28 protein-coding genes and 1 riboswitch are annotated in these 26,312 nt (G+C 67.4%); of the genes, 20 read left to right on the top strand and 8 right to left on the bottom strand.

Going from position 1 to position 26,312, the window contains the following annotated elements:
* Positions 1–102: 102 nt before the first annotated feature.
* From FG323_RS18155 to FG323_RS18115, 9 genes are all read left to right on the top strand, one after another.
* Positions 103–987 (top strand): SPFH domain-containing protein, encoded by an 885-nt coding sequence (locus FG323_RS18155; protein WP_141456132.1) that lies wholly within the window; start codon positions 103–105, stop codon positions 985–987.
* A 21-nt stretch (positions 988–1,008) separates the two neighbouring features.
* Entirely contained in the window at positions 1,009–1,197 is a 189-nt protein-coding gene (locus FG323_RS18150; protein ID WP_141456131.1) for an Arc family DNA binding domain-containing protein, read from the top strand.
* Between the two features lie 57 nt (positions 1,198–1,254).
* Positions 1,255–1,434 carry a DUF4177 domain-containing protein gene (locus FG323_RS18145; RefSeq protein ID WP_141456130.1) on the top strand — a complete coding sequence of 60 codons (180 nt, stop codon included), beginning with the start codon at positions 1,255–1,257 and terminating at the stop codon, positions 1,432–1,434.
* Position 1,435: 1 nt separating this feature from the next.
* Positions 1,436–2,740, top strand: coding sequence for an alpha/beta fold hydrolase (locus FG323_RS18140; protein ID WP_141456129.1), 1,305 nt, complete (start codon positions 1,436–1,438; stop codon positions 2,738–2,740).
* A 2-nt stretch (positions 2,741–2,742) separates the two neighbouring features.
* Positions 2,743–3,282 carry a PH domain-containing protein gene (locus FG323_RS18135; RefSeq protein WP_141456128.1) on the top strand — a complete coding sequence of 180 codons (540 nt, stop codon included), beginning with the start codon at positions 2,743–2,745 and terminating at the stop codon, positions 3,280–3,282.
* Between the two features lie 10 nt (positions 3,283–3,292).
* Positions 3,293–4,123: a M15 family metallopeptidase gene (locus tag FG323_RS18130; RefSeq protein ID WP_141456127.1), complete on the top strand. Its 831-nt coding sequence runs from the start codon at positions 3,293–3,295 to the stop codon at positions 4,121–4,123.
* Positions 4,113–5,543: an FAD-binding oxidoreductase gene (locus tag FG323_RS18125; RefSeq protein ID WP_255470230.1), complete on the top strand. Its 1,431-nt coding sequence runs from the start codon at positions 4,113–4,115 to the stop codon at positions 5,541–5,543. The genes FG323_RS18130 and FG323_RS18125 overlap by 11 nt, the downstream gene beginning before the upstream one ends.
* 35 nt (positions 5,544–5,578) lie before the next feature.
* Positions 5,579–6,124 carry a hypothetical protein gene (locus FG323_RS18120; RefSeq protein ID WP_141456126.1) on the top strand — a complete coding sequence of 182 codons (546 nt, stop codon included), beginning with the start codon at positions 5,579–5,581 and terminating at the stop codon, positions 6,122–6,124.
* A 173-nt stretch (positions 6,125–6,297) separates the two neighbouring features.
* On the top strand, positions 6,298–6,837 hold the full coding sequence (locus FG323_RS18115; protein WP_141456125.1) for a cytochrome b/b6 domain-containing protein: 540 nt from the start codon (positions 6,298–6,300) through the stop codon (positions 6,835–6,837).
* Between the two features lie 109 nt (positions 6,838–6,946).
* Here FG323_RS18115 and FG323_RS18110 read toward each other — a convergent pair whose 3' ends face one another.
* The 5 genes from FG323_RS18110 to FG323_RS18090 form a co-directional block, all read right to left on the bottom strand.
* Positions 6,947–7,621 carry a DNA-3-methyladenine glycosylase gene (locus tag FG323_RS18110; RefSeq protein WP_141456124.1) on the bottom strand — a complete coding sequence of 225 codons (675 nt, stop codon included), beginning with the start codon at positions 7,619–7,621 and terminating at the stop codon, positions 6,947–6,949.
* A 4-nt stretch (positions 7,622–7,625) separates the two neighbouring features.
* Positions 7,626–7,994 carry a DUF423 domain-containing protein gene (locus tag FG323_RS18105; RefSeq protein ID WP_181444291.1) on the bottom strand — a complete coding sequence of 123 codons (369 nt, stop codon included), beginning with the start codon at positions 7,992–7,994 and terminating at the stop codon, positions 7,626–7,628.
* A gap of 145 nt (positions 7,995–8,139) precedes the next feature.
* Positions 8,140–9,318 carry a polyketide cyclase gene (locus FG323_RS18100; RefSeq protein ID WP_141456123.1) on the bottom strand — a complete coding sequence of 393 codons (1,179 nt, stop codon included), beginning with the start codon at positions 9,316–9,318 and terminating at the stop codon, positions 8,140–8,142.
* A gap of 246 nt (positions 9,319–9,564) precedes the next feature.
* Positions 9,565–10,206 carry a response regulator transcription factor gene (locus FG323_RS18095; protein ID WP_141456122.1) on the bottom strand — a complete coding sequence of 214 codons (642 nt, stop codon included), beginning with the start codon at positions 10,204–10,206 and terminating at the stop codon, positions 9,565–9,567.
* Positions 10,203–11,444, bottom strand: coding sequence for a sensor histidine kinase (locus FG323_RS18090; protein ID WP_141456121.1), 1,242 nt, complete (start codon positions 11,442–11,444; stop codon positions 10,203–10,205). Before FG323_RS18090 ends, FG323_RS18095 begins: the two co-directional genes overlap by 4 nt.
* 206 nt (positions 11,445–11,650) lie before the next feature.
* Between FG323_RS18090 and FG323_RS18085 the strand changes: the two genes are divergently transcribed.
* The 10 genes from FG323_RS18085 to FG323_RS18040 all read left to right on the top strand — a co-directional run bounded on the left by FG323_RS18085 (position 11,651) and on the right by FG323_RS18040 (position 20,723).
* On the top strand, positions 11,651–12,247 hold the full coding sequence (locus FG323_RS18085) for a GNAT family N-acetyltransferase (RefSeq protein ID WP_141456120.1): 597 nt from the start codon (positions 11,651–11,653) through the stop codon (positions 12,245–12,247).
* A 2-nt stretch (positions 12,248–12,249) separates the two neighbouring features.
* Positions 12,250–13,029: a septum site-determining protein MinC gene (gene minC, locus FG323_RS18080; RefSeq protein ID WP_141456402.1), complete on the top strand. Its 780-nt coding sequence runs from the start codon at positions 12,250–12,252 to the stop codon at positions 13,027–13,029.
* 42 nt (positions 13,030–13,071) lie between these two features.
* Positions 13,072–13,881, top strand: coding sequence for a septum site-determining protein MinD (minD, locus tag FG323_RS18075; protein WP_141456119.1), 810 nt, complete (start codon positions 13,072–13,074; stop codon positions 13,879–13,881).
* 3 nt (positions 13,882–13,884) lie between these two features.
* A complete protein-coding gene (gene minE, locus FG323_RS18070; RefSeq protein ID WP_141456118.1) occupies positions 13,885–14,139 on the top strand; it encodes a cell division topological specificity factor MinE in 255 nt (84 codons plus the stop codon).
* 81 nt (positions 14,140–14,220) lie between these two features.
* Complete coding sequence (locus FG323_RS18065) at positions 14,221–15,015, top strand: tetratricopeptide repeat protein (RefSeq protein WP_141456117.1); 795 nt, start codon at positions 14,221–14,223, stop codon at positions 15,013–15,015.
* The gene (locus tag FG323_RS18060; RefSeq protein WP_141456116.1) at positions 15,012–15,524 is read left to right on the top strand and encodes a hypothetical protein; all 513 of its coding nucleotides are present in this window, start codon (positions 15,012–15,014) and stop codon (positions 15,522–15,524) included. Before FG323_RS18065 ends, FG323_RS18060 begins: the two co-directional genes overlap by 4 nt.
* Positions 15,525–15,528: 4 nt before the next feature.
* Complete coding sequence (locus FG323_RS18055) at positions 15,529–16,203, top strand: YrbL family protein (RefSeq protein ID WP_181444290.1); 675 nt, start codon at positions 15,529–15,531, stop codon at positions 16,201–16,203.
* Between the two features lie 43 nt (positions 16,204–16,246).
* Positions 16,247–18,271: a M2 family metallopeptidase gene (locus tag FG323_RS18050; RefSeq protein ID WP_141456114.1), complete on the top strand. Its 2,025-nt coding sequence runs from the start codon at positions 16,247–16,249 to the stop codon at positions 18,269–18,271.
* Positions 18,272–18,397: 126 nt separating this feature from the next.
* On the top strand, positions 18,398–19,936 hold the full coding sequence (locus tag FG323_RS18045; RefSeq protein ID WP_141456113.1) for a hypothetical protein: 1,539 nt from the start codon (positions 18,398–18,400) through the stop codon (positions 19,934–19,936).
* A gap of 247 nt (positions 19,937–20,183) precedes the next feature.
* Positions 20,184–20,723, top strand: coding sequence for a metal-dependent hydrolase (locus tag FG323_RS18040; protein ID WP_141456112.1), 540 nt, complete (start codon positions 20,184–20,186; stop codon positions 20,721–20,723).
* Positions 20,724–20,776: 53 nt separating this feature from the next.
* Here FG323_RS18040 and FG323_RS18035 read toward each other — a convergent pair whose 3' ends face one another.
* Genes FG323_RS18035 through FG323_RS18025 form a run of 3 tightly spaced genes read right to left on the bottom strand, consistent with a single transcriptional unit; the run spans position 20,777 to position 22,944 of the window.
* The gene (locus FG323_RS18035; protein ID WP_141456111.1) at positions 20,777–21,205 is read right to left on the bottom strand and encodes a hypothetical protein; all 429 of its coding nucleotides are present in this window, start codon (positions 21,203–21,205) and stop codon (positions 20,777–20,779) included.
* A 21-nt stretch (positions 21,206–21,226) separates the two neighbouring features.
* Positions 21,227–22,483 carry a multidrug effflux MFS transporter gene (locus tag FG323_RS18030; protein WP_141456110.1) on the bottom strand — a complete coding sequence of 419 codons (1,257 nt, stop codon included), beginning with the start codon at positions 22,481–22,483 and terminating at the stop codon, positions 21,227–21,229.
* Positions 22,480–22,944: a VOC family protein gene (locus tag FG323_RS18025; protein WP_141456109.1), complete on the bottom strand. Its 465-nt coding sequence runs from the start codon at positions 22,942–22,944 to the stop codon at positions 22,480–22,482. Before FG323_RS18025 ends, FG323_RS18030 begins: the two co-directional genes overlap by 4 nt.
* 167 nt (positions 22,945–23,111) lie before the next feature.
* Positions 23,112–23,225: riboswitch (glycine riboswitch) on the top strand.
* Positions 23,226–23,265: 40 nt separating this feature from the next.
* Here FG323_RS18025 and gcvP point away from each other — a divergent pair.
* Positions 23,266–26,196, top strand: coding sequence for an aminomethyl-transferring glycine dehydrogenase (gcvP, locus tag FG323_RS18020; RefSeq protein ID WP_141456108.1), 2,931 nt, complete (start codon positions 23,266–23,268; stop codon positions 26,194–26,196).
* Positions 26,197–26,312: the final 116 nt, after the last annotated feature.

Below are 26,312 nucleotides of genomic sequence, written 5' to 3'. Positions count from 1 at the left end.
CGGCATTCTACCGGCCCGGCTCCTCCGCCCTCCCGGCCGACGGACGGCACTTGCCAGTTGATATCATTTTGATATCTTTCCTTCCAACAAGGAGAGACCACCATGAAAGAGAACCCCATCCGCTCGCTGCCCGGCATCCCCTTCCTGCTTGCCCTGCTGGCCGTGACCGCCCTGGCCGTCTGGCTGTTCGCCACCGGCATGGGTCCCGATCCGAAGTACTCCGGCGTCGTCTCCGGCGCGCGCATCGCCGCCGGCGTCATCCTGGCCGTGCTGGCCTTCTTCAGCCTGATCGGCCTGTACACCGTGCAGCCCAACCAGGCCGCGGTGATCAGCCTGTTCGGCAAGTACGTCGGCACCGTCAAGGACAACGGCCTGCGCTGGAACAACCCCTTCTATTCCAAGAAGAAGGTCAGCCTGCGCGTGCGCAACTTCGAAAGCGGCAAGCTCAAGGTCAATGAACTGGACGGCAGCCCGATCGAAATCGCCGCGGTGATCGTGTGGCAGGTGGTCGATGCCTCCGAAGCCGTCTACAACGTGGACGACTACGAGAGCTTCGTGCACATCCAGTCCGAATCCGCGCTGCGGGCAATGGCCACCAGCTATCCCTACGACCAGCACGAGGAAGGCCAGCTGGCCCTGCGCAGCCACGCCACCGAGATCTCCCAGCACCTGAAGAACGAACTGGCCGAGCGCTTGGCCGATGCCGGCGTACAGGTCATCGACGCGCGCATCAGCCACCTGGCCTACGCGCCGGAAATCGCCCAGGCCATGCTGCAGCGCCAGCAGGCCAACGCGGTGATCGCCGCGCGCACCCGCATCGTCGCCGGCGCGGTCGGCATGGTCGAGATGGCGCTGGCCGAACTGCAGAAGAACGGCGTGGTGCAGCTGGACGAGGAGCGCAAGGCGCAGATGGTCAGCAACCTGCTGGTGGTGCTGTGCGGCGACCGCAGCACCCAGCCTATCGTCAATACCGGCTCGCTGTACTGAGCCGGGCGGAAGGCAGGCGTCGTGGCCGAGAAGAAAGCCTATCCCCTGCGCATCAGCGCCGACGTGCTGAACGCGGCGCAGCGCTGGGCGGATGACGAGTTGCGTTCGCTCAACGCGCAGATCGAATACGTGTTGCGCGACGCGCTGCGCAAGGCCGGGCGCCTGCCCAAACCGTCACCCTCGCCGGATGCCGACGGCGGCGACGAGTAACCGCGCCACGACAGGCGCAAGGTCGCGGCCCACCGCGACCCGGACAAGGAGAAGGACATGAGCAAGCGTTGGACCTACCAGGTCATCGAAGTGAAGCCCGGCCTGATGGGCGGCCTCAAGCACGAGGAACTGCAGAACGAACTCAATCGCCAGGGCGCGCAGGGTTGGGAGCTGGTCAACATCATCGTGCCCGCACCGATGACCGCGGTGCAGATGGTGTTCAAGAAGGAGGCCTGAGATGCGGATTCCGTTGTGGATTGTGCTGGTGCTGGGCGCGCTGTTCTCCCCCGCCACCCTCGCGGCCGAGGCACCGGCCATCCTTGCCAACCGCTTGCTGGATCATCTGCAGGCCGGCGACTACACCGCCGCCGAGGCGATGTTCTCGCCGGAAATGGCCACCGCCGTACCGCAGGACAAGCTGAAGGCAGTGTGGGAATCGCTGCCGGCGCAGATGGGCGCGTTGCGCACGCGCGGCGAGCCCGGGGTCGCGACGCACCAGGGCATGCAGGTCGCCTTGATCCGGCTGGAATTCGCCAACGGCGCCATCAACGCGCAGGTCGCGGTGAATGCGCAGGGCAAAGTGGCCGGATTCCTGCTGCAGCCGGCCCCCCCGGAAGCCGCCACGCCGGTTCCCGCCGATGCGTCCTATCTGGAGCGCGAAACCAGCGTCGGCAGCGGCGAACAGGCGCTGGCCGCCACCCTGGCGATGCCGAAGGGCACCGGCCCCTTCCCCGCCGTGGTGCTGGTGCATGGCTCCGGTCCGCAGGATCGCAACGAGACCATCGGCCCCAACCGCCCGTTCCTGGACATCGCCCGTGGCCTGGCCGCGCAGGGCATCGCGGTGCTGCGCTTCGAGAAGCGCAGCAAGGCGCGTCCGCAGGATTTCACCGGCGGCAAGTCGTTCACCGTCGATGACGAAGTCACCGACGACGCGGTCGCCGCGATCGCCACCCTGCGCGCCCAGCCGGGTATCGACGGCAAGCGCTTGTTCGTGCTCGGCCACAGCCAGGGCGGCATGCTGGCGCCCCGCATCGCGCAACGCTCCGGCCATGTGGCCGGGCTGATCCTGTTCGCCGCGCCCGCGCGTTCGCTGCTGACGATCCTGCCGGAGCAGAACCGCTACCTGCTGGCGAAACAGGGCCCGGCGACGCCGGAGGCGCAGGCGTTCCTGGACAAGCTCGACGCGCAGATCGCGAACGTGCGCGGCAATGCGCCCGACGATTCCACCGACACACCACTGGGCCTGCCCGCCCGCTACTGGCGCTCGCTGGAAGCCATCGATCCGGTGGCCGAGGCCAAGGCGCTCGACCTGCCGCTGTTGCTGCTGCAGGGCGGCCGCGATTTCCAGGTCGTCGATACGGACTGGCAGCGCTGGCGCACGGGACTGGCCGGCGATCGCCAGGCCACCTTCAAGCACTACCCCGCCCTGAACCACCTGGGCATCACCGGCGAAGGCGCCGGCACGTTGTCCGAATACCAGCGTCCCGGCCAGGTCGATCCGCAACTCGTCGCCGACACCGCGCGCTGGATCAAGGAACACTGAGCATGACCCGTGATTTTCCCGTTGCCCCGCTCGACCGCTGGACCCTGCTCGGCCTGTGGCTGCCGATGACCAGCGCGATGGCGATTGCGGTGGGCGCCGTGTTCTGGAACTCCAGCGAAGCGGTGCCGCGCGGTCTGCTGTTCACCCTGCCCTTCATGCTGCTGGTCGGCGTGGTCCTGCACGTGTTGCTGCGCCGCCGCCGCATCCAACTGGAACATGATCAATTGCGAATCACCGCGACCATGTTCCGCAGACAGGTTCCGGTGAGCGCCCTCGATCTGGACAAGGCCCGCATCGTCAATCTCGACGAGCACACCGAACTCAAGCCCGCCCTGAAGACCCATGGTTTCAGCCTGCCCGCCTTCACCGCCGGGAACTACCGGCTGCGCAACAAGGCCAAGGCGTTCTGCCTGATCAGCGACCGCGCGCGGGTGCTGGTGCTGCCGCTGCGGGACGGTCCACTGGTGCTGCTCAGCCCCGAGAAACCCCGCGAGCTGCTGGACGGTCTGCGCGAAGTGGCGGCCTCCGCGCCGCGCCGCTAAGCTGCCGGGCATGCACACGCCTCCGGTTCCGCTCAAGACCCGCCTGCTCAACACGCCCGACGTGGAACTGTGGCCCGGCGGCCTGCTGCGCGCGCGTGGCAACGCCGACGCCCGCATCCTCGCCCGCGCCCGGCGGGTGCTGCGGCGCAAGCGCGATGGCCGCTACCTGGCCGCGGAGTTGCCCGAGGGACTGATGCCGCTGATACCCGGCCTGCCACGCGAACCCGGCATCGAAGCCGCGCTGGATCGACTGGATCACGACGGCGGCGGACGCGGCCCCTGGCGCGGCGAAGCCGGCGAACTGCCGCTGGACGCGCTGCGCGACCACCTGGATGCACTGGGCCTGGATGACGGCTACGGCGAACGCACCGGCCTGCCGCTGGTGGCCGAGCCGGACACGCTGGCCTTCGCCGGATTCGACCGTTACCGCCGCGCACTTTGGCTGACCCACGCTGCCGCGCACGCCTGGCTGGGCCTGCGCGACGCCGCCGCGCGCGAGGGCGTGGTGCTGGAGGCGATCTCCGGCTACCGCAGCCACGACTACCAGCTCGGCATTTTCGAACGCAAGCTCGCCCGCGGACAGACGGTGGAACAGATTCTCTCGGTCAACGCCGCGCCCGGCTACAGCGAACATCACAGCGGACGGGCGCTGGACATCGGCGCACCGGACGAGCCGGCGGCCGAGGAAAGCTTCGAGGACACCGCCGCATTCGCATGGCTGGTGGCGAACGCCGGCGCATTCGGCTTCTCGCTCAGTTACCCGCGCGACAACCCGCACGGCATTGTCTACGAGCCGTGGCATTGGTGCTTCGCCGCTGATGTCGCGGCCGATGCGGACTGAGACCGAACGCCAGCGCCGACGGCTGTTGCAGGCCATGGCATTCGGCGGCATGGCCGCTGCCGCCGGCTGCCGCCGCGACGACACGGATGCCGACGCGGTCAGCGATGTCACCGACATCGACCACATCCCGGTCGCCGGCCAACTCCGCCCCGCCACCACCGCCGCCCTCCAGCAGGCACTGCGCCAGAACCGCGGGCCGATCTCGATCGGCGGCGCGCGCTACAGCATGGGCGGGCAGATCGCCGCCGACGGTTCCACCCACGTCGACATGCGCGGCATGAGGCGCCTGCTCCACCTGGATGTCCAGGCACGCACTGCGCGCGTACAGGCCGGCATGTGCTGGCGGGATCTGCAGGATCATCTGGATCCGCATGATCTGGCGGTGCGGATCATGCAGAGCTACAGCAACTTCTCCATTGGCGGCTCGCTGTCGGTGAACTGCCATGGGCGCTACGTCGGCGCGGGCCCGCTGGCGCATTCGGTCCGTGCGCTGCAACTGGTGACCGCCGATGGCACCGCGCACGAACTGGATCGCCAGCGGCAACCCGAATTGTTCGCCGCCGTGCTGGGCGGCTATGGCGGCCTGGGCGTGGTCACCGAGGTGGAACTGGATCTGGACGAGAACTTCCCGATCCGGCGCGACGCGCGGCGGGTGGCGCTGGACGAGTATCCGGACTTCTTCCGCGAGGAAGTACATGCCCGGCCCGGCATCCTGCTGCACAACGCCGATCTGATGCCGCCGGATTTCGACCGGCCCCTCGCGATCAGCTGGACCCGCACCGATCAGCCGCTCACCCTCGCCGAACGACTGGTGCCACGCCACCTCGACTACGGACGCGAGCAGAACCTGATCTGGACCGCGTCCGAACTGCCGGGCGGCGGTGCGTTGCGCGAGAAGTTCCAGACCGATCGCATCCTGCGCGAACCCGTGGTGGTCATGCGCAACCGCGAGGCCAGCCTGGACGCCGCTTCGCTGGAACCGCGCACGCGCATGGTGTCCACCTACCTGCTGCAGGAGTACTTCATCCCGGTGCGTTCGTTCGCGATCTTCGCCCGCCGGATGACGGCGATCCTGCGCCGGTACGAGGTCAATGCGCTCAACATCTCGATCCGGCATTCGCCGGCCGATGCCGTCTCGCTGCTCAAGTGGGCTCCGCAGGAGGTGTTTTCTTTCGTCCTGTACCACAAGCAGCGGGCCTGGTCCGGGGTTGATCAGGCGGCCGGCGTCTGGACCCGGCAACTCATCGATACCACGCTGGCGCTGGGCGGACGCTACTACCTGCCCTACCGGCTGCATGCCACGCCCGAGCAGTTCCACCGCGCCTATCCGGAAGCCGCCGCCTTCGCCGCGCTCAAGCGCCGGGTCGATCCGCAACGCCGTTTCCGCAACCGCCTGTGGGACAAGTACCTGCCCGCTTGAACCCAACCATCCATCACGCGTCTGGGGAGAATGCCGTGACCGACACCAATCCGTATTCCACGCCTGCCGCGGCGATTTCCGCCATGCAGGTACCGGACATTGAGATTCCCGAAGAAATCGCCCGTCCCATCAAGCATGGCTGGGTGGCTGCCTGCGTCACCGGCGCATTGACGCTTGTCCTGACGCTGCTGTCGCAATTCGGCGCCTCGGCCAATCGCACCGAGCTATGGAACCTGCTGGACGTGGGCCTGGTCGCTGTCCTCGCCTTCGGCATCTACCGCAAGAGCCGGATCGCCGCCACCCTGATGCTGTGCTATTTCGCCCTGTCCAAGATCCTGATGATGATCGCGGAAGGCATGCCGACCGGGCTGGTGGTCAGTTTCATCTTCCTCATCTTCTACTTCCGGGCGACGGTTGCCACTTTCCGCTACCACCGCTTCCTGCGCGAAGTGAAGCGCAACCCGCCGCCGCCACGCCGCCGCCTGAGCGACGACCCGTTCTTCCAGGCATCACCGGCAGCCTCGGCAAATGCGGCGCCAGGCATCCCCGGCGACACGGGGACCGGTACGCCGATGCCCTGAGATCTCCCGCGGAAAACGGAAGGCTTCCGCCACGGGAAGAGAAGGCCGCGTAGCGAGTCGCAATACCGCTATCGCCATCATCCCGCTGGAAGCGCGCCGGACTTGAGCGAGATCAATGTGCCGCGTGCGCGGGCTGCCGATACTCGCGGCGTCATCCCGCCGTGGCCGCCCCGATGTTCTCGACCCATGCCCGCTATCGTCCGTCGCTGGTTGCCCTGCACTGGCTGACCCTGCTGTTGCTGATCGGTGTCTACGCCACCATCGAGCTGCGCGGCCTGTTCCCGCGCGGCAGCGATGCGCGCCAGCTGATCAAGACCGCGCATTTCTTCCTGGGCATCAGCGTATTCGGCCTGACCCTGCTGCGCCTGCTGGTGCGGGCATCGTCGCCGACACCGCCGATCGCGCCGGTGCCGCCGACCTGGCAGAAGCTGGCGGCCGGCGCGATGGCGCTGGCGCTGTACGGGCTGATGCTGGTCACGCCGGTGCTCGGCTACCTGCTGCTCAACGCGGAAGGCACCTCGCCCGCGCTGGGCGGTTGGGCATTGCCGTCGCTGATGGCCGCCCAGGACACCCTGGGCGACGCCCTGAAGGAATGGCATGAAAGCATCGCCGTCGCCGGCTACTGGCTGATCGGGCTGCACGCGCTGGCGGCGCTCTATCACCACCACGTGCGCCACGACGACACACTGCTGCGCATGACCTTCAGACGCTGACATGTAGAGCGGAGCCTGTTCCGCCGCGGCGCTCACGGATCGGGCGCCGGGGGTTCGGCGGAGCGGGCTTCGCTCTACATCGCAGCCGTTGTCCGCCTTGTCCGCTTGCTCAATCCTGGGAACGCCTGGTGGGCGCCTTGGCCTCGGTGCCGAAGTCGGCGATGCGCCACAGGTACTGGGCGGCGTAGGTGCGGTACGGGCCCCAGCGTTCGCCCCGGGCCACCAGTTCCTTCGGGGTCGGCGCGGTGTCCAGTTTGTCGACGAACTGCGCGCCCTTGCGTATGCCCAGATCGTCCACCGGCAGCACGTCAGGCCGCCCGAGCCGGAACATCAGCATCATTTCCACCGTCCAGCGACCGATGCCGCGGATCGGTACCAGCGCTTCCACGATGGCGTCCTCGCTCATCGTCGACATCCGCCGCAGATCCGGAATCTCCCCGCGCGCCTCGCGTGCGGCCAGGTCGCGCAAGGCCAGGGTCTTGTTGCCCGACACGCCGCAGGCGCGCAGCGCGGCGTCATCAATCTTTCCCAGGGTGTCGAAATGCAGGCGGGTGCTGCCAATGGCGGTTTCCACCCGGCCGACGATCGTCGCCGCCGCCTTGCCGCTGAGTTGCTGGTACAGGATGGCGCGGGCCAGCGCGTCGACCGGATCGAACGGCTTGCGCCAGGTCGGCTGCGGCTCGATGTAGCCGATCCGCTTCATCCAGGTGCCCAGCTTGCGGTCGCGGCGGCCCAGGTGATCGAAGGCCGCCTCGGTATCGAATCCGCGCGAATAGCGGGGCATGGATTTACCTGCGCACCGCGTCGATGGCCCACAGCAGCCAGCCCGCCATCAGCGCCATGCCACCGGCCGGCGCGAGTTGGGTGGACAGGCCGGCGAACACCGCCGCGATCAGGCTGCCGGAAAACAGCAGCGTGCCGGCCAGCAACAGGAACAGGCCGGCCTTGCCCATCCAGCGGGTCGTTCCGGGCGCCAGCGCGGCCAGGGCGATGCCATGGCCGAACGCGAACAGCGCCGCGGTCTCCAGCCGCGACTGCGCCACCGCTTCGCTGATCGCATGGGCGGCGTAGGCCGATAGGCCGACCGAGGCACCGGCCAGCAGGCCGCCGCACAGGGCGAAGACGGAGGGTTTGCGTTGGCGGCGGTCGTAGTGCATCAGGGTGGCGTCCTGCGGGTGCCGACAGCCATCCTTCCGCGCAGGAAAAACGGCCGCACAAAAAAACAACGCGCCGCAATGAGCGGCGCGTTGTCGGGTTCACGCATGGGACCTTGCACGAACAAGGCAAAGATCCCGAAGCGGATTACTTGATGGCCCAGTAGATGTCGAACTGGCCATTTTCGGTGAACGAGTTGTCCACGCCGCTCTTCCAGGACTCGTACGGACGGTCGACCACTTCGTAGCCGTTGGTGACGGCCCAGGCGCGCAGCGCGCTGCGGTTGGCGTCCAGCTCGGCCATGAAGCCGGTGTAGTTGGCGAACGCGGAACGGTGGGCCTTGGTGACGACGTGCTCAACCGGGGCGCCGGACGGGATGGTCACCTTCAGGTCGCCGGTCGAGGCGACCGGGGTGGAGGTGGCCGGCACCGGCACCGGGATCGGGTTGCCGTCCTTGTCCTTGGCGTCGGCGCTCGGGGTCTTCGGACCAGTGCCCGCCTTGCGGACCGGCACGGCCACGTCGAACGCGTACTTCTCGGCGCCGAAATCGGTGGTGATGATGCGGACCGGGCCGGCGGCTTCCAGGCCATTGGCGTCCATCACCCGCTTGATCCACTCCTGGTTGGACTTGATCGAAGCCTTGATGGGGTCGTTGCTGCGGTCGATGTTGCCGGCGTTGACGACCAGCAGGTCCTCGGCGGGCAGCTCGACGATCTTCAGACCGGTCAGCTTGCTGCCTTCGGTGCGGTAGTCGAAATTCGGCACGGTGGCCAGCATGTTGGTCAGCTTGGACAGGCCGGCCTTGACCGCGTCGCCGACATGGCGGCTGACGTACATGCCGGCGTAGCGGCCGATCAGGTTCCAGCCATAGCTGACTTCATAGGTCTGGGTGATCTTGACGTTGCGGTTGTTCTTGCCGGTCGGTTCCAGGTTGAACGCGGTGACCTTGTCCGTACCCAGCTTCTGGTCGGTGATCGCATAGACGATCTTGCCGGTGCCGCCGTTCGGCGCCGGGCGCTCGCTGGCGGTGATTTCCCAGCTGCCCTTGCCCCACTGGCCCTTGGAATCGTAGTCGACGCGGGCGCCGACGCCGGCATGGCCTTCGTCGCCACCGGAATAGGAAAGTTCGTTGGCGGCGTGCGGCAGCAGCGGGTTCCAGTCCTTCAGACGGCGCACGTTGTTCAGCGTGTCGAACACGATGGTCATGCGGCGGTTGGTCTCGGCGCTTTCCTCAAGCTGGCGCTTGGAAGGCAACACCAGGCCGATCACCAAAAACAGCGCCAGGACCAGCGCCAATGCAATCAGGAACTCGATCAAACGGGTCATTCAGGGAGTCTCCGGGGGCCGGTGCCTCGGCCATTGAAAATGTGCACCGCGCATCCTATCAGGCTTGGCGGGTTCCGCGCAGCCCATTCCGGCCACGGATCGCGCCCTTGTTCCGAACGCCCGGAAACACGCGCCCTTCACGCCCTTTTCGGGACCGCAACGGTCCCGTTGGCGGCGCCGGGATGCCGGCGCCTCATAGGCAGACCAATCGCGACCGGACCGGACCGCCGCCGGTCGTCGCCCCGCTCAGACCAGTTGCAGCTCGAACGCCTTCAGGACCGCGCGGGTGCGGTCGCGCACGCCGAGCTTGGAGAGGATGTTGGAGACATGGTTCTTGATGGTGCCCTCGGCCACGCCCAGCGAATTGGCGATCTCCTTGTTGGAAAAGCCGCTGGCCATCAGCCGCAGGATCTCGGTCTCGCGATCGGTCAGCGGGTCCGGGCGATCCAGGCTGACGAAATCGTTGCGCATGTGCTCCAGCCCGGACAGCAGGCGCTGGGTCACCGCCGGCTGCACCAGGGATCCGCCATCGGCCACGGTGCGGATCGCGCCGACCAGTTGCTCCAGCGACACGTCCTTGAGCAGGTAGCCCTTGGCGCCGGCCTTCAGTCCGGCCAGCACCAGCTGGTCGTCGTCGAAGGTGGTCAGGATGATCGCCGGCGGCAGTTGGCCGGCGCGGGCCAGCGCCTGCAGGGCCTCCAGGCCGGACATCACCGGCATGCGCATGTCCATCAGGACCACGTCCGGCTTGATCTGGGGAATCATCTCCACCGCCTGCTTGCCGTCCGCGGCTTCGGCGACGACCTCGATGCCGTCGTCCAGCGCCAGCAGCGAGCGGATGCCCTGGCGCACCAGGGTTTGGTCATCGACCAGGCAAACACGGATCACAGGCTACCTCCAGGGGCTGTCTCGGACAGCGGTTCGGTTTCGGGTTCGGCGCGCAGCGGGAGCACGCCGGTGCTCTCGGCCGCGGGGAGCCGGATGTGCAGGCAGAAGCCCTTGCCGGGCTGGGTTTCGATGTCCAGTGCGCCGCCGTACTGGGCCAGGCGCTCGGCCATGCCACGCAGGCCATTGCCGGAGATCACGGCGTCGGCGCCGGCCCCGTCGTCGCGGGCGTCGATGAGAATGCTGCCGGCCTCGCGCCGGCAATGCACCCACAGGTTGCGGGCGCCGGCGTGGCGGACCGCGTTGGTGATGATTTCCTGGGTGCAGCGCAGCAAAACGTGGGCGCGCTGGGGATCGTCCAGGGTCAGCGGTTCCTCGATGTCCATGTGGATGGCCAGCGCGGGCACCTTCTCGGCCAGCGGCAGCAGGGCCGCGCCCAGGTCGATGGCGCCGCTGTCGCGCAGCTGGCTGACCGCCTCGCGCACGTCGGTCAGCAGCAGCCGGGCCAGGGTGTGGGCCTGGCGCACATGCTCCTGGGCGCGGCCCTCGGTGATGTGCCCGGCCACTTCCAGGTTCAGGCTGAGCGCGGTCAGGTGGTGGCCCAGCAGGTCGTGCAGCTCGCGGGAGATGCGGGTGCGCTCGTTGACCCGCGCGCTCTCGGCCAGCAGCACCCGGGTGGCGCGCAGTTCCGCGTTCAGGCGGCGCTGCTCCTCGCGCGCCTCGGCCTGCTGGCGGGCCACGTAGGCGGTGATCAGCACGAAGGCCGCAAATCCCACGTAGAAGGCCGACTGGAACAGGGCCTCCCAGAAGTTGAAGTCCTCCAGGGCCATGAACGACCACACCAGCGGCGCATGCCCCAGCAGCAACCAGGCGATGGCCACCCGCAGGTTCAGCAGCCAGGGCAGCACCCCCGCCACGATCACCATCAGCATGGCGCTCAGGCCGGTCCGGCTGTACACGCCCACCGCCACCGCGGCCAGGGTCAGCACCAGCGCCAGCGGGATGTTCCAGGCCTGGGACACCCGTCCCCCGCGGGCGCCCAGCGAGCGGGTGGCGAACCAGTAGCAGGCGCCGAAGGTGAAATAGGCCAGCGCGGTCAGCGGGATGTCCACGCCCTTGCCGTCCGCGCCGCTGGACGGCGGCAGGAACCACACGTTCAGGACGATCGGAATGCCGACCAGGGCCCAGGTGTACAGGCCGGTGGCGCGCAGCAGGCGGGTGTGGCTGAGTCGTCCCAACATGGACGCAGTTTAGGGGCAATCAGCGGCGCCGGCCGCCCAACGAAAGTCATGCAATGGGCATCGGGGGCCGTCCCGGCCGGTTCACGGACCGCTTACCCGGAAGCTGCCACCCTCCCGCCACAAATGCGATAATCCGCCGTCGGCCGCCGCGCTGCGGCCGCCCGAACGAAAGCCTTTTGCAAGACCTCCCGCCCCGGAGCCGAGTAATGTCGATTGTCATCCGCGACGTGCGCGAGCACGAGCTGGATTCCGTTCTAGCCCTCAACAACAATGCCGGACTGGCGATCCTGCCGCTGGATTCGGCCAAGCTTCACCGCTTCTACGAGCAGGCCGAATACTTCCGCGTCGCCGAACGCGACGGCAACCTGGCCGGCTTCCTGGTGGGCTTCGGCTCCGATGCCGATCATGACAGCAGCAATTTCGCCTGGTTCCGCGAACGCTATCCGCAGTTCTTCTACATCGACCGCATCGTGGTCGCCAGCCGTCGTCGCGGCGGTGGCGTCGGCCGCGCCTTCTACGCGGACGTGCAGAGCTATGCCGAACTGCGCTACCCGCAGCTGGCCTGCGAGGTATTCCTCGATCACGGCGCCGATCCGGCGCTGCTGTTCCATGGCAGCTTCGGCTTCCGCGAGGTCGGCCAGAACACGATGGCCGATGTCGACGTGCGCGCCAGCATGCTGATGAAGGAACTGTGCAGCTATCCGTGGGTGCAGGAAACCTACGGCGACGCCCTGCCCGACCTGCCCTGGGCCCGTACCCGCGCGCTGGCCGCTTCGCGCACCGAACGGCCGACCGGGACATGAGCGTGACCTCAGCGAACCTTGACTACGAACAGGCCGGCGAACTGAAGATCGGCCAGGTCGGCATCGCCAACCTGCGGGTCCGCACCCTGGATGTCGAACAGCTCGTGCGCGAGATGCGCGAGCGGGTCGAGCGTGCGCCCAAGCTGTTCGGCCGCGCCGCGGTCATCGTCGATTTCGGCGGCCTGATCCGCACCCCGGACGTGGACAGCGCGCGCGCGCTGATCGACGGTCTGCGCGGCGCCGGGGTCATCCCGGTGGCGCTGGCCTATGGCACCCGCGAAATCGAGCAACTGGCCGAACAGCTCGGCCTGCCGCTGCTGGCCAAGTTCCGCGCCCAGTACGAACGGGTCGACGCGGCGCCACCCGCGCCCGCCCGCCCGGCGCCCGCGCCGGAGCCGGCTCCCGCACCCGCCAAGCCCGCCGCGGCGGCCAAGGCGGCCGCCAACGCCGGCAAGCCCGGCCTGATGCAGAAGACCCCGGTGCGCTCGGGCCAGCAGCTGTACGCGGAAAACCGCGACCTGACCGTGCTCAGCACGGTCGGCGCCGGCGCCGAAGTCATCGCCGACGGCTCCATCCACATCTATGGCGCGCTGCGCGGCCGTGCCCTCGCCGGTGCGCAGGGCAACACCGACGCGCGGATTTTCTGCCGCGAATTCCACGCCGAACTGGTCGCCATCGCCGGCCACTACAAGGTGATGGAGGAAGTACCCCAGGAATTGCGCGGCAAGTCCGTGCAGATCTGGCTGGACCAGGACCAACTCAAGATCGCCGCCCAGGACTGACGCGGCCCTACCTCACTAGAAGAACGACCAAGGAGAACACCATTGGCTGAAATCATCGTAGTCACGTCCGGCAAGGGCGGCGTCGGCAAGACCACCACCAGCGCCAGCATCGCCTGCGGCCTTGCCCGTCGCGGCAAGAAGGTCGCGGTCATCGACTTCGACGTCGGCCTGCGCAACCTCGACCTGATCATGGGCTGCGAACGCCGCGTGGTGTACGACTTCGTCAATGTCACCCAGGGCGAGGCCACGCTGAAGCAGGCGCTGATCAAGGACAAGCGTTTCGAGACGCTGTACGTCCTGGCTGCCTCGCAGACGCGCGACAAGGACGCGCTGACCAAGGAAGGCGTGGAGAAGGTGCTGAAGGATCTGGGCGACGACGGTTTCGACTACGTGGTCTGCGATTCGCCGGCCGGCATCGAGAAGGGCGCGTTCCTGGCGATGTATTTCGCCGACCAGGCGATCGTCGTGGTCAACCCGGAAGTGTCCTCCGTGCGCGACTCCGACCGCATCCTCGGCCTGCTGGATTCCAAGACCCGCCGCGCCGAGAACGGCGAGCCGCTGAAGGCCAACCTGCTGCTGACCCGCTACAGCCCCGCGCGCGTCGAGGGCGGCGAGATGCTGAGCATCAAGGACGTGGAGGAAGTGCTGGGCCTGAAGACCCTGGGCGTGATCCCCGAGTCCGGCGACGTGCTCAATGCGTCCAACAAGGGCGAACCGGTGATCCTGGATCTGGAATCCCCGGCCGGCCAGGCCTACGACGACACCGTCGCCCGCCTGCTGGGCGAGGAGCGTCCGCTGCGTTTCACCACCCTGGAGAAGAAGGGCTTCTTCAGCAAGCTGTTCGGAGGTTAAGGCATGGGTCTGTTCGATTTCCTGCGTACCAAGAAGAACACCGCCGAAACCGCCAAGAACCGCCTGCAGATCATCATCGCGCAGGAACGTTCCTCGCGCGGCGGTCCCGACTACCTGCCGCTGCTGCGCCGCGAGCTGCTGGAAGTCATCAAGAAGTACGTCAACGTGGATGCCGAGGCGGTCAAGGTCGATCTGATCAAGGACGGCGAACACGACGTACTCGACATCTCGGTCGCCCTGCCGGAAGGCCAGGGCTGACCGGAAGGTCCGTCCCGAGCCGGCCCTCAGCGGGCCGGCTCATGCCATAGTCGGCAAACCTACACCCGCCGGGATTCCGACATGGATGCCACATCGTTTCGCCGTTGCTGGTATGCCCTGATTCCGGTCATCGCCCTGTCAGCGGCGACTGCGATGGCACAAACCCCGGTTGCGTCCCCCACACCGCCAGCGGATTCCCCGACGGCGGATGCCCCGACCGAAACCAAGGCCGACCCTTGGCAGGCGCAGCAGGACCGCCTCATCGTCATCGGCGACGAGTTGCTGAAGAAGCGTCAGCCCGAGGCTGCCATCCGGGAAGCTTTCGAGCCCGTCATCCAGGCGCATGAAGCCCGCTACGCCGACGACGGCACGATCTACTTCTGCTCCCGCGACCCCGCGGAAGCGCTGCTGTACCTGCTGGGCGTGGCCGCCGATCACACCGAGGGCAAGGGGGGCGGCAATGCCAGGGTACTGGGGCCAGCCTGGGCCTATGGCTATTACGGCAAAGCGTACGCGCTGATCGAACTCAACCGCTTCGACGAGGCCGCCGTGGCGCTGGATCGGGCGCTCGAACTCGCCCCGGCCAACCCACAGTTCCTGACCGAGCGCGGCTACCTGTACCGTGCCAGCCGCGAGTGGGACAAGATGCTGGCCAGCAACCAGGCGGCACTGGAACATGTCGCGCTTGCCCCCGAATCGCTGCGGGACACCGAACGCGCGCGCGCGCTGCGTGGCGCCGGCTATGCCCTGATCGAACTGGACCGGCTGGATGAAGCCGAACGCCACTTCCGCGATTCGCTGAAAATAGAGCCCAAGAACCAGGTCGCCTTGGACGAACTGGATTACATCAAGCAGCTACGCAAGAAAAAGCCATGAACACACCCGCCCCGCCCTCCGCCGAACCCGAAGTCCTGCGCGTGCGTGATCGCGTGTTCGCGGATCTGGCGGATCTGCTCGCCCGCTACGATCTGCACCTGCATCGGGTCGCCGACGGCGAGAAGATTCCCGGCAGTTTCTGGGGCGAGCCGGAGGCCGGTGTGATTGCCGACAACGTCTACGTCCGCGGCGATACGCCGCTGCATTCGATGCTGCACGAGGCCTGCCACCTGATCGTGCTGCCCCCGGAACGGCGCGCGTCGGTGCATACCGACGCCACCGATTCGGACATCGAGGAAGACGCCACCTGCTACCTGCAGATCCTGCTGGCCGACGGCATTCCCGGCGTCGGTCGCGAACGCCTGATGGCGGACATGGATGCCTGGGGCTATTCGTTCCGGTTGGGCACCACCCGCGACTGGTTCGAGGGCGACGCCGAGGACGCGCGCCAGTGGTTGGGCGAACGCGACCTGCTGGCACCGCGCTTCGGCCAGCGGCACGCGGCCTGACGACATGTCCGCCAAGCCGCACGCGCCCTACCCACCGCTGGGCGCGCACTGGGACGGCCTGACGGTACTGGCACGCGGCGCGAATCGCCTGTGCGCGCTCGCTCCGGACGATGCCGGGCATTGCCTCAAGTTCGAACTGCATCCGGATGAACGCCCCGCGGTGGGCCTGCGCGCGCGCCTGCGGCGTTCGCTGGCAGCGGGCGAAAACGCCACCGAATGGCGCGCCTGGCAGCGCCTGCGCGCACGCATCGGGCCCGCGCTCGACGGCTGGCTGGCGCCCTGCACCGGCATAGTCGCCACCAGATGGGGCCCGGCCCTGCGTTGCGTGCTGGTGCGCGATGCCGATGGCGCGATCGCGCGCAGCCTGTACGCGCACCTGTTCGAAGGCACCCGATCGTCGCCCGAGTCGCTGTGCGCGGCGGTCGACGCGATGGAACGTGAACTGCTGGCCCACGACGTGCCGCTGTTCGATCTGAACGCCGGCAATTTCGTCGTCGCCGGATCCGCCGCGCAGCCCCGGCTGGTCTGCGTGGATGCCAAGTCCACCCTGAGCGGCAAGGAAATCCTGCCGTTCTCGCGCTGGTCGCGACGCTTGATGCACCGCAAGATCCGGCGCCGGGCCGGGCGGCTGCGCCAGCGCATCCGCGCCGCCCTTGCGGACGCACCGCCGCCGCACTAGCCTTCCGGGTTCCTGCGCCTGCCGCACCCTCGAAGGACTTCCCGTGAAGCAACGCCACCTCCTGCTCGCACTCGCCGTCGGCGCCAGCGTGCTGGTCCTGTCCGCCTGCAAGAAGGACGAACCCAAGGACGCCGCCGCGCCGGCCGCCGCCCCCCAGGGCGAGACCGCGGATCAGTTCATCGCCCGGGTGAACCAGGAACTGCGCAAGATGTATCCGGAGATCACCGCGTCGCAGTGGTTGTCCAACACCTACATCAACGACGACAGCCAGTTGCTGGAAGCCAAGTACAACGAGCGCTACCTGTCGCAGCTGAACGTGTGGATCGAGCAGGCCAAGAAGTTCGAAGGCCAGCAGATGTCGCCGGAAACCGCGCGCGCCATCCAGTTGCTCAAGCTCTCCACCGCCATGCCCGCGCCGAAGGACCCGGCCAAGCTGGAGGAAATCACCAAGCTGGCGTCCAAGATGGGCGGCATGTACGGCGCCGGCAAGTACTGCACCGGCGAAGGCGATGCGAAGAAGTGCCGCGATCTGGGCCAGTTGGAAGACGTGCTGCGCAGCAGCCGTGACTACGACGCGCAGTTGGACGCCTGGCAGGGTTGGCACACCATTGCCCAGCCGATGCGCAAGGACTACACGCGCTTCGCCGAACTGGTCAACGAAGGCGCCAAGGAACTGGGCTACGCCGACGCCGGCGAGATGTGGCGCAGCGGCTACGACATGACTCCGGCGGAAATCGCCGCCGAGACCGATCGCCTGTGGGGCCAGGTCAAGCCGCTGTACGAGCAGTTGCATTGCTACACCCGCACCAAGCTGCAGGCCACCTACGGCGTGGAGAAGGGCCAGGTCAACGGCATGCTGCCGGCGCATCTGACCGGCAACATGTGGCAGCAGGACTGGGGCAACCTGTGGGACATCCTGCAGCCGTACAAGAACGCCGGCAGCCTGGACATCAGCGAAGCGCTGAAGGCCCAGTACCAGGCGGATTTCGTCAAGGAACTCGGCAAGGCCGGCCCGGCGCCGACCACCGAGCAGCAGTTCCAGGCCGAACGCGCCGCGCAGTTGGCGGTGGCCAAGCAGATGACCGAGCGCGCGCAGGATTTCTACGTCTCGCTGGGCATGCCCAAGCTGCCGGAGAGCTACTGGTCCAGGACCCAGTTCATCAAACCGCTGGACCGCGACGTGGTCTGCCACGCCAGCGCCTGGGACATGAACATGGGCGGCGAGCCGGGCGGCGGTCCGGACGTGCGCACCAAGATGTGCATCAAGCCCAACGAGGAAGACTTCACCACCATCTACCACGAACTGGGCCACGTCTATTACTACCTGGCCTACAACAAGCTGGCGCCGCTGTTCCAGAACGGCGCGCATGACGGCTTCCACGAAGCCATCGGCGACACCATCGTGCTGGCCATGACCCCGGACTACCTCAAGTCCATCGGGCTGGTCGGCGACCAGCAGCAGAGCCACGATGCGCTGATCAACGCGCAGATGCGCATGGCGCTGGCGAAGGTGTCGTTCATGCCGTTCGGCCTGATGATCGATCGCTGGCGCTGGGGCGTGTTCGACGGCTCGATCAAGCCAACCGACTACAACAAGGCGTGGTGGGATCTGAAGGCCCGCTACCAGGGCGTGGCGTCGGTGAGCGCGCGCGGCGAGGACTTCTTCGATCCGGGCGCCAAGTACCACGTGCCGGGCAACACGCCGTACACGCGCTACTTCCTCTCGCACATCCTGCAGTTCCAGTTCTACAAGGGCCTGTGCGACGCCGCCGGCTACAAGGGCCCGCTGTACAACTGCAGCTTCTACGGCAACAAGGTCGCCGGCCAGCGCTTCTGGGCGATGCTGGAGAAGGGCGCCAGCCAGCCGTGGCAGGCCACGCTCAAGGAACTGAGCGGCACCGAGAAGATGGACGCCAGCGCGGTGCTGGAATACTTCGCGCCGCTGCAGGAATGGCTGAAGCAGCAGAACGAAGGCCAGACCTGCGGCTGGCAACCCACGCCGCCCGCCACCACCGCCGCGGCGCCTGCCGCGCCGGCGAAGGCGGAACCGGCCAGAAAGCAGGGCTGAGATTCACGCGAAGGGTTACGAAAAGGCCGGCGAAAGCCGGCCTTTTCAATGTTACGCGCATGCACATCAGGCTCGTCCTTATCGTTGATACCATTCCCGGACCATGGACGAATCAGGGGAAGCAAGATGGGCAAGCGGATATATCTCGGCCTGGGAATGCTGGCATTGGCGTGCGCCATCGCCATGCCAGCCGGCTGGGCCCAGAGTGTGCCCGGCGAAACCAGCCGCACGCCGGCGCCGCCGGCAACGCATTGGCGCACGCCAGATTTCAATGCGCTGCAAAGTGCGCGCCTGCGTTATCGCGAGATGCCGGTGCAGCGCCTCTTCGACGTGCAGAACCGCAATGCGCTGCGGCAGATGAAGGCCGTGCAGATCGGCGTTGGCCGTCGGCTGGATTCCGAAGGCACGACCCTCCTCGCCCAGCCCGCGCTGAGCTGGCGCGCACTGGCGCACGGCGCATCGGCACGAATCGAAATCACGTCTCCGGACGCGCTGGCGGTGCGCACCGGCCTGCAGGTCGCCTCGCTGCATCCCGATGTGGAACTGCGCTTCGCCGGTTCGGACAATCCGTATCGGGTCATCGCCGTGGTGACCGCAGGCGAAGCGCAGCGCCAGTTGGATGCGCAAGGCCTGTACTGGACGCCCAGCACCGACGGCCAGACCCAGCTGATCGAAATTTACCGTCCCGCCCACGTCAATGCATCGATGGCGCGCGTCGGTGCCCCGCAACTGACGCACCTGCTGACCAACAGCCGCAGCGACTTCAAGATTCTGGAGAAAATCGGCGAGTCCGCCAGTTGCAACGTCGATACGGCATGCCGCGTCAATGAACTGGGCGAACGCTTCGTCAAGGCGAAAAACGCGGTCGCGCACATGGTGTTCATCAAGAGCGAGAACGGCCAGACAGGCGCTTTCATCTGCACCGGTACGCTGCTCAACGATACCGTCACCGGCACTCAGGCGCCCTACTTCTACTCCGCACATCACTGCATAAGCGATCAAAGCACCGCCTCCACGCTCAATACGTTCTGGCGCTACGAGGCCACCAGCTGCAACAGCGGGGTGTCGCAAACGGTCACCCAACTGACCCGCGGCGCCACGTATCTATATTCGAGCAGCGACACCGATGCCCTGCTGTTGCTGCTGGCCGAACCCGCGCCCGCCGGTGCTGAATTCAGCGGCTGGGACGCCGCCGCGCTCCCCGCTTCCAGTGCCATCCTCGGCATCCATCATCCATCGGGCGACGCCAAGAAGGTTTCCTCGGGTCAGCAGATCCCGGCCAGCAGTAACGCCACCCACAACGGCGTCGCCTGGCTGAGCGGCAGCACCGAGGGCGGCAGCAGCGGCTCCGGCCTGTTCACCCTGCATCCGGAGGGCTACCGCCTGCGCGGTGGCCTGTATGGCGGCGATGCCGCCTGCAGCAACAGCGGCGCGATCAACAACTCCGGAAATCGCGACTGGTACTCGCGCTTCGATGTGGCCTATCCGCATATCCGGCAATGGTTGGCGCCGACCACGCCCATCCGCATGCACGGCGCTCAGCCGTTGATCCCCGGCCAGGCCAACGCCGCATCCGCCCGCGCGATGCCCACCCGTGCCGCCACCCAGATCAAGGCCCGCCCCGTGTTCAAGCGCCGCCCCATCTATCGCCACCGGACTCCGTAGAGGGAAACCTGCTCGGCTCGGCACTCCGGCTGCCATGGCGGAATTTTGCTCCGCCCCGGCGTTTCCTTGGGGACCTCACTTCGCTCCAATTCCACATCCGGGTTCGGCGCAGGCGAGCGCCTGGCGTGAGTTGATGGATGCATGGGATGTCGTCAGCGGGGCAAGCTCCGCTCTACGGCCCGGGCTTCACCGTCACTTCAAATGCAACGGCGATGGTGGGCACCTCTCGTCCATGCCGGAGTTCCAGATGCCCACCGTCTTCGCGCACGCCCTGGTTCCCATCGCCATCGGTCTCGGGCTGGGAAGCCGTCGGATTCCTCCACGCCTGCTGATGGCAGGCGCAGCGGCTGCGATGCTGCCGGATGCGGACGTGGTGGCATTCAAGTTCGGCATCGCCTACGCCGATGCGCTGGGGCATCGCGGCGCCAGCCATTCCGTGGTGTTCGCACTACTACTCGGTGTGTTGGCAGCGCTGTGTCGTAGTCCGTTGCGTGCGCGGGCTTGGACGGCGTTCCTGTTCGTCGCCTGCTCGGGGCTCTCGCATCCACTGCTGGACATGCTGACCAACGGCGGCCTGGGCGTGGCGCTGTTGTGGCCGTGGTCGGAGCAGCGTTTCTTCGCGCCGTGGCAGGTCATCGAGGTATCGCCGTTCGCGCACCGGTTCTTCAGCGCGCGCGGCGTGGAGGTATTGTGGTCGGAAGCCCGCTGGATTGGCATGCCGGCGCTGTTGCTGATGGCGACCTTAGCTGCACCACGCTTCTTGTGGGAGCGACATCAGTCGCGATGAAAGCATCCGGATCATCCCGGTCGCGACTGACGTCGCTCCTACAAGGACGCTATTCAATGCTGGGTGGGGGCGGCGTCCGGTTCGGAATCGGCGTCTTCGGCGCCGGCACTCATCTCGGCTTCCAGCTTCTTCTCGAAGTCCTCCAGGCTCATGCCCTGGGCGGCGGCTTCGATGACGGCGGTGTCGCGCAGTTCATCCGAGTAGACCAGCCGCACCGGCTGGCCGTTGGCCTCGTGCAGGGCGGCGGCGCGCTTGATCATCGCCAGCACTTCGGCGGCGCTGTCGGAACTGCCGGCGATGCGACCATCCATGCCCAGCACCCACACGCCGGCCTGGCGCACGATGCCGGCCAGCAGGTCACCCTGCGGATTGCGCAGCTCGGCGTGTGGTTCGATCGCCGGGGCATTGGCGCGGGCCAGGTTGCGCGCCTTGATCACCTTGCGCTTCTTGGCGTCGCGGCGGGCCTTTGAATTCGTGGACATCGGGGGTTCCTTGGTTGAAGCTCAGATTTGATCGGTGGGTTCCAGCGCGGCGGGTTCCTTCGGGCAGGCTTCGGCGCGCCGGCTCACCTGCGCCTCCCAGCGCCACATCGCCCAGCCGCCCAGGGTCAGCACGCCCGCGCCCAGCGCCAGCCACAACCCGTGCCTGCTCAACAGCGCCGAAACCACGCCGGCGATGATCGTGTTGATGAACAGGTTGCTGAAAGCCTGCAGCGACGAGGCCGCGCCGCGCTGGCGCGGATACATGTCGAGGATGGCCAGGGTGAGGATGGGGAAGATCAGCGCCACGCCGAACGCCGACAGGCACATCGGCAGCACCGCCCACGGGATGGTGATGGCATCGCCCACCCACGCGTTGTAGGTAAGGTTGGCGAGCGTCGACACGCCCATGCAGGCAAAGCCGATGCGGGTCAGTTGGGTGCCGCTGATGCGGCCGGCGGCGCGGCCGGACACGAACGCACCCAGGGTCATGCCGCCGATGGTGGGCAGGAACAACCAGGCAAACTGCTGCTCGTTCAAGCCCAGCCGGTCCATCACGAAAATCGGCGCCGAGGCGATGTACAGGAAGATGCCGCCGAAGCTCAAGGAGCCGGCCAGCGCCAGCCGCTGGAAGCGCGGGTTCAAGGCGATGGCGAAGTAGTCACGCAACAGGTGCTTGGGCGAGACCCTCACCCGCACTTCCGGCGGATGGGTTTCCGGCAGCCACAGGCCGACGGTCAGCAACAGCAGCAGCGAGAATCCGGCCAGGAACCAGAAGATCACCGGCCACGCGCTCCAGCCCAGGATCCAGCCGCCGATGATCGGCGCGATCGCCGGGGCGATGCCGAAGATCATCGACACCTGGCTCATCAGCCGCTGCGCGTCGTCGCCGTGCAGCACGTCGCGGATCACCGCGCGGCCCACGATGAAGCCCACGCCGGCCGAGAAACCCTGCAGCGCGCGGAACAGCAGCAGCGTGGTCATGTCGCGCGACAGCGCGCAGCCAATCGACGCCAGCAGGAACAGGAACAGCCCGCCCAGGATCACCTTGCGCCGGCCGAACGCATCCGATAGCGGGCCATGCACCAGGCTCATCAGCGCGTAGGTCAGCAGGTAGACGCTGATGACCTGCTGCATCGCCAGCTTGTCCGCGCCCAGCTGCGCGCCCATTGCGTTGAACGCGGGGAAGATGGTGTCGATCGAGAAGGGGCCGAACATCGCCAGCCCGCCCAGCAACAGGGCCAGGCGGCGGTTGGACGGCAGCTTGCGGACGCCGGTCATGCGGCGCTCCCGGTCGCCGGGCTGGCAACGGCATTCACCGGCGGCGAGGTCGGCGGGCCTTTCAACTCGACCGTGTTGCCTTCCGGGTCCCGCAGGTACTGGGACGGCCCCATGCCGTCGGCGCCGTAGCGCTCACCGAATTCGGCCAGGGTCGCCCCGGCCGCTTCCAGGTACGCCGCCAGCGCCTCGCGGTCGAACGGTTCCACCCGCAGGCACAGGTGGTCGACGTTGTGGCCTTCGGGCCCCGGCGCGGCCCCGCCCAGCCGGCCCAGCTTGCCGTCCACCGGGACCAGGTCGATCAGCGACTCGCCGGCCCGCAGTTGCAGCAGGCCCAGCTCCGGCCGGTCCCGCTCCACCGCACAGCCCAGCACCCCGCAATAAAAGGCGCGCATGGCCGCCAGGTCGCGGACGCGCAGGACGATGTGGTCCAGGCGCAGGAGTCGGAAAGGGGGCGCATTCATGAACAGGGATGGCCGGCGCGGGGGGCCGGACATGGTAAGGCCAACCGGGACGGTGCGGGCGGCCGCAGGCTATAATCCGCGCCGCAACACCCAGGTGGGAGAAGCGGGGAAACCCGCTGCCGAAGGCGCAAACGCCCGTAATCGCTCAGGCCCGATACCACCGCCGCTGCAAACACTCTGGAGAGATCGGCCACGCGCCGGCGCCGAAGGGGCACGAAGCACCACCGCGACCTCGTCCGCGGCGCTTCCAAACTCTCAGGCAAAAGGACAGAGGGGCACCCACGTGCGCACTTCGCACGCCCGGCTTCATGCCTTTTCCGGATGCCCCTGCCCATGTCCCAGACTCCGTCCTCGCTTCGCGATCTCGAGCACCACGACGCTTTCATCGCCCGCCACATCGGTCCCAACGACGCCGAAATCGCGCACATGCTGCGCGTGGTCGGCCACGACTCGCTGGAGGCGATGACCGACGCCATCGTGCCGGCCAACATCAAGTCCGCCGCCCCGCTGGCCCTGCCCGAAGCAATGACCGAGGAAGAGGCGCTGGCCAAGATCCGCGCCGTCGCCGACCGGAACCAGGTGTTCAAGAGCTTCATCGGCCAGGGCTACTACGGCACCCACACCCCCAAGGTGATCCTGCGCAACATCCTGGAGAACCCGGCCTGGTACACCGCCTACACCCCGTACCAGGCGGAAATCTCGCAGGGCCGCATGGAAGCGCTGATCAACTTCCAGACCATGATCACCGACCTGACCGGCATGGAAATCGCCAGCGCCTCGCTGCTGGACGAAGCCACCGCCGCCGCCGAGGCGATGACCCTGGCCAAGCGTTCGGCCAAATCCAAGTCCAACGTGTTCCTGGTCGCCGGCGACACCCATCCGCAGACCATTGAAGTCCTGCAGACCCGCGCCGAACCGCTGGGCCTGACCGTGGACATCGTCCGTTCGACCGAAGCCTTCCATGAAAAGCTCGCCGCCGGCGACTACTTCGGCGTGCTGGTGCAGTACCCCGCGTCCAGCGGCTGGCTGGAGGAATGGGGCCGCGACGCGGAGATCATCCACGGCCACCAGGCGCTGTTCGTCATGGCCACCGATCTGCTGGCGCTGACCCTGCTCAAGACCCCGGGCGAGATGGGCGCCGACATCGTGGTCGGCAACACCCAGCGCTTCGGCGTACCGTTCGGCTTCGGTGGCCCGCACGCGGCCTTCATGGCCTGCCGCGACGCCTACAAGCGCTCCATGCCGGGCCGCCTGATTGGCGTGTCGGTGGATGCCGACGGCAATCCCGCCTACCGCCTGACCCTGCAGACCCGCGAGCAGCACATCCGCCGCGAGAAGGCCACCTCCAACATCTGCACCGCGCAGGTGCTGCTGGCGGTGATGGCCTCGATGTACGCGGTCTACCACGGTCCGGAAGGCCTGACCCGCATCGCCAGCCGCGTCGCCCGCCTGACCGCCATCCTGGCCGAAGGCCTGCGCACGCTCGGCCACGCCACGATGCACGCCAGCGCGTTCGACACCCTGTGCATCGACGCCGGCGACGCCGCCGAGGCGATCCTGGCCCGCGCCAGGCAGGCCCGCATCAACCTGCGCGTGCGCGGCAACGGCACGCTGTGCATCTCGCTGGACGAAACCACCACCCGCGCCGACGTGGAAGCGCTGTGGGGCGTGTTCGCCAACCCGGGCGCCACCCTGCCGGGCATCGACGCGCTGGACGCCAGCGCCCCCTCGCTGATCCCGGAAGCCCTGCGCCGCACCAGCCCGTTCCTGACCCACCCGGTGTTCAACACCCACCACAGCGAGCACGAACTGCTGCGCTACATGCGTGCGCTGGCCGACAAGGATCTGGCGATGGATCGCACCATGATCCCGCTGGGCAGCTGCACCATGAAGCTCAACGCCACCGCCGAGATGATCCCGGTGACCTGGCCGGAGTTCGGCAACCTGCATCCGCTGGCCCCGGCCGATCAGGCGCAGGGCTACAAGGAACTGATCGACGGCCTGGAAGCCATGCTGGTCGAATGCACCGGCTATGACTCGGTCAGCCTGCAGCCCAACTCCGGCGCGCAGGGCGAATACGCCGGCCTGCTGGCCATCCGCGCCTATCACCGCTCGCGCGGCGAGGCCAGGCGCGACATCTGCCTGATTCCCGAATCCGCGCACGGCACCAACCCGGCCAGCGCGCAGATGTGCGGCATGCAGGTGGTGGTCACCAAGTGCGACAGCAACGGCAACGTTGATGTCGAGGACATCCGCCGCGCCGCCGAGAAGTACAGCGATCGCCTGGCCGCGATCATGATGACCTACCCCTCAACCCACGGCGTGTTCGAAGAGGACGTGGTGGAGATCTGCAACATCATCCACCAGCACGGCGGCCAGGTGTACACCGACGGCGCCAACATGAACGCGCTGGTCGGCGTGGCCAAGCCGGGCAAGTGGGGTTCGGATGTCTCCCACCTCAACCTGCACAAGACGTTCTGCATTCCGCACGGCGGCGGCGGCCCGGGCGTGGGCCCGTGCGCGGTCAAGTCGCACCTGGCGCCGTTCCTGCCGCGCACGCTGGGCGGCGAAGGCGACGTGGGCATGGTATCGGCGGCCAGCTTCGGCAGCGCCAGCATCCTGCCGATCAGCTGGATGTACATCACCCTGATGGGCTCGGCCGGCCTGCGCAAGGCCACCCAGGTGGCGCTGCTCAACGCCAACTATGTCGCCAAGCGCCTGGCCCCGCACTACGAGACCCTGTACACCGGCCGCAACGGCCTGGTCGCGCACGAGTGCATCCTGGATCTGCGCCCGCTCAAGGACGCCACCGGCATCAGCGCCGAGGACGTGGCCAAGCGCCTGATCGACTTCGGCTTCCACGCCCCCACCCTGAGCTTCCCGGTGGCCGGCACGCTGATGGTCGAGCCGACCGAGAGCGAATCGCAGCACGAACTGGATCGCTTCATCGACGCGATGATCCAGATCCGCGAGGAAATCCGCGCGGTCGAGGACGGCCGCCTGGATCGCGAGGACAACCCGCTCAAGCACGCCCCGCACACCGCTACCCAGGTCAGCGCCAGCGAATGGACCCACGCTTATCCGCGTGAACTGGCCGCGTTCCCGCTGCCCAGCCTGAAGCTGCAGAAGTACTGGCCGCCGGTCGCACGCGTGGACAACGTGCACGGCGACAAGAACGTGTTCTGCAGCTGCATCCCGGTGGAAGCCTTCGCCGGCGAACCGGAAGCCTTCAGCGAGCCGAACGTGATGTAAGAAAAAAAGCCCCGCGATGCGGGGCTTTTTTTGGGAGTACTCGCACGCTGCAACGCCCCCTTCCCCCGCTCGCGGGGGAAGGTGCCCGAAGGGCGGATGGGGGCAAGTTCGTATGC

Origin of the sequence: Pseudoxanthomonas sp. z9 (assembly GCF_006542425.1) — a bacterium.
Lineage (GTDB): Bacteria > Pseudomonadota > Gammaproteobacteria > Xanthomonadales > Xanthomonadaceae > Pseudoxanthomonas_A.
This window is presented reverse-complemented; position numbering and strand designations above follow the sequence as displayed.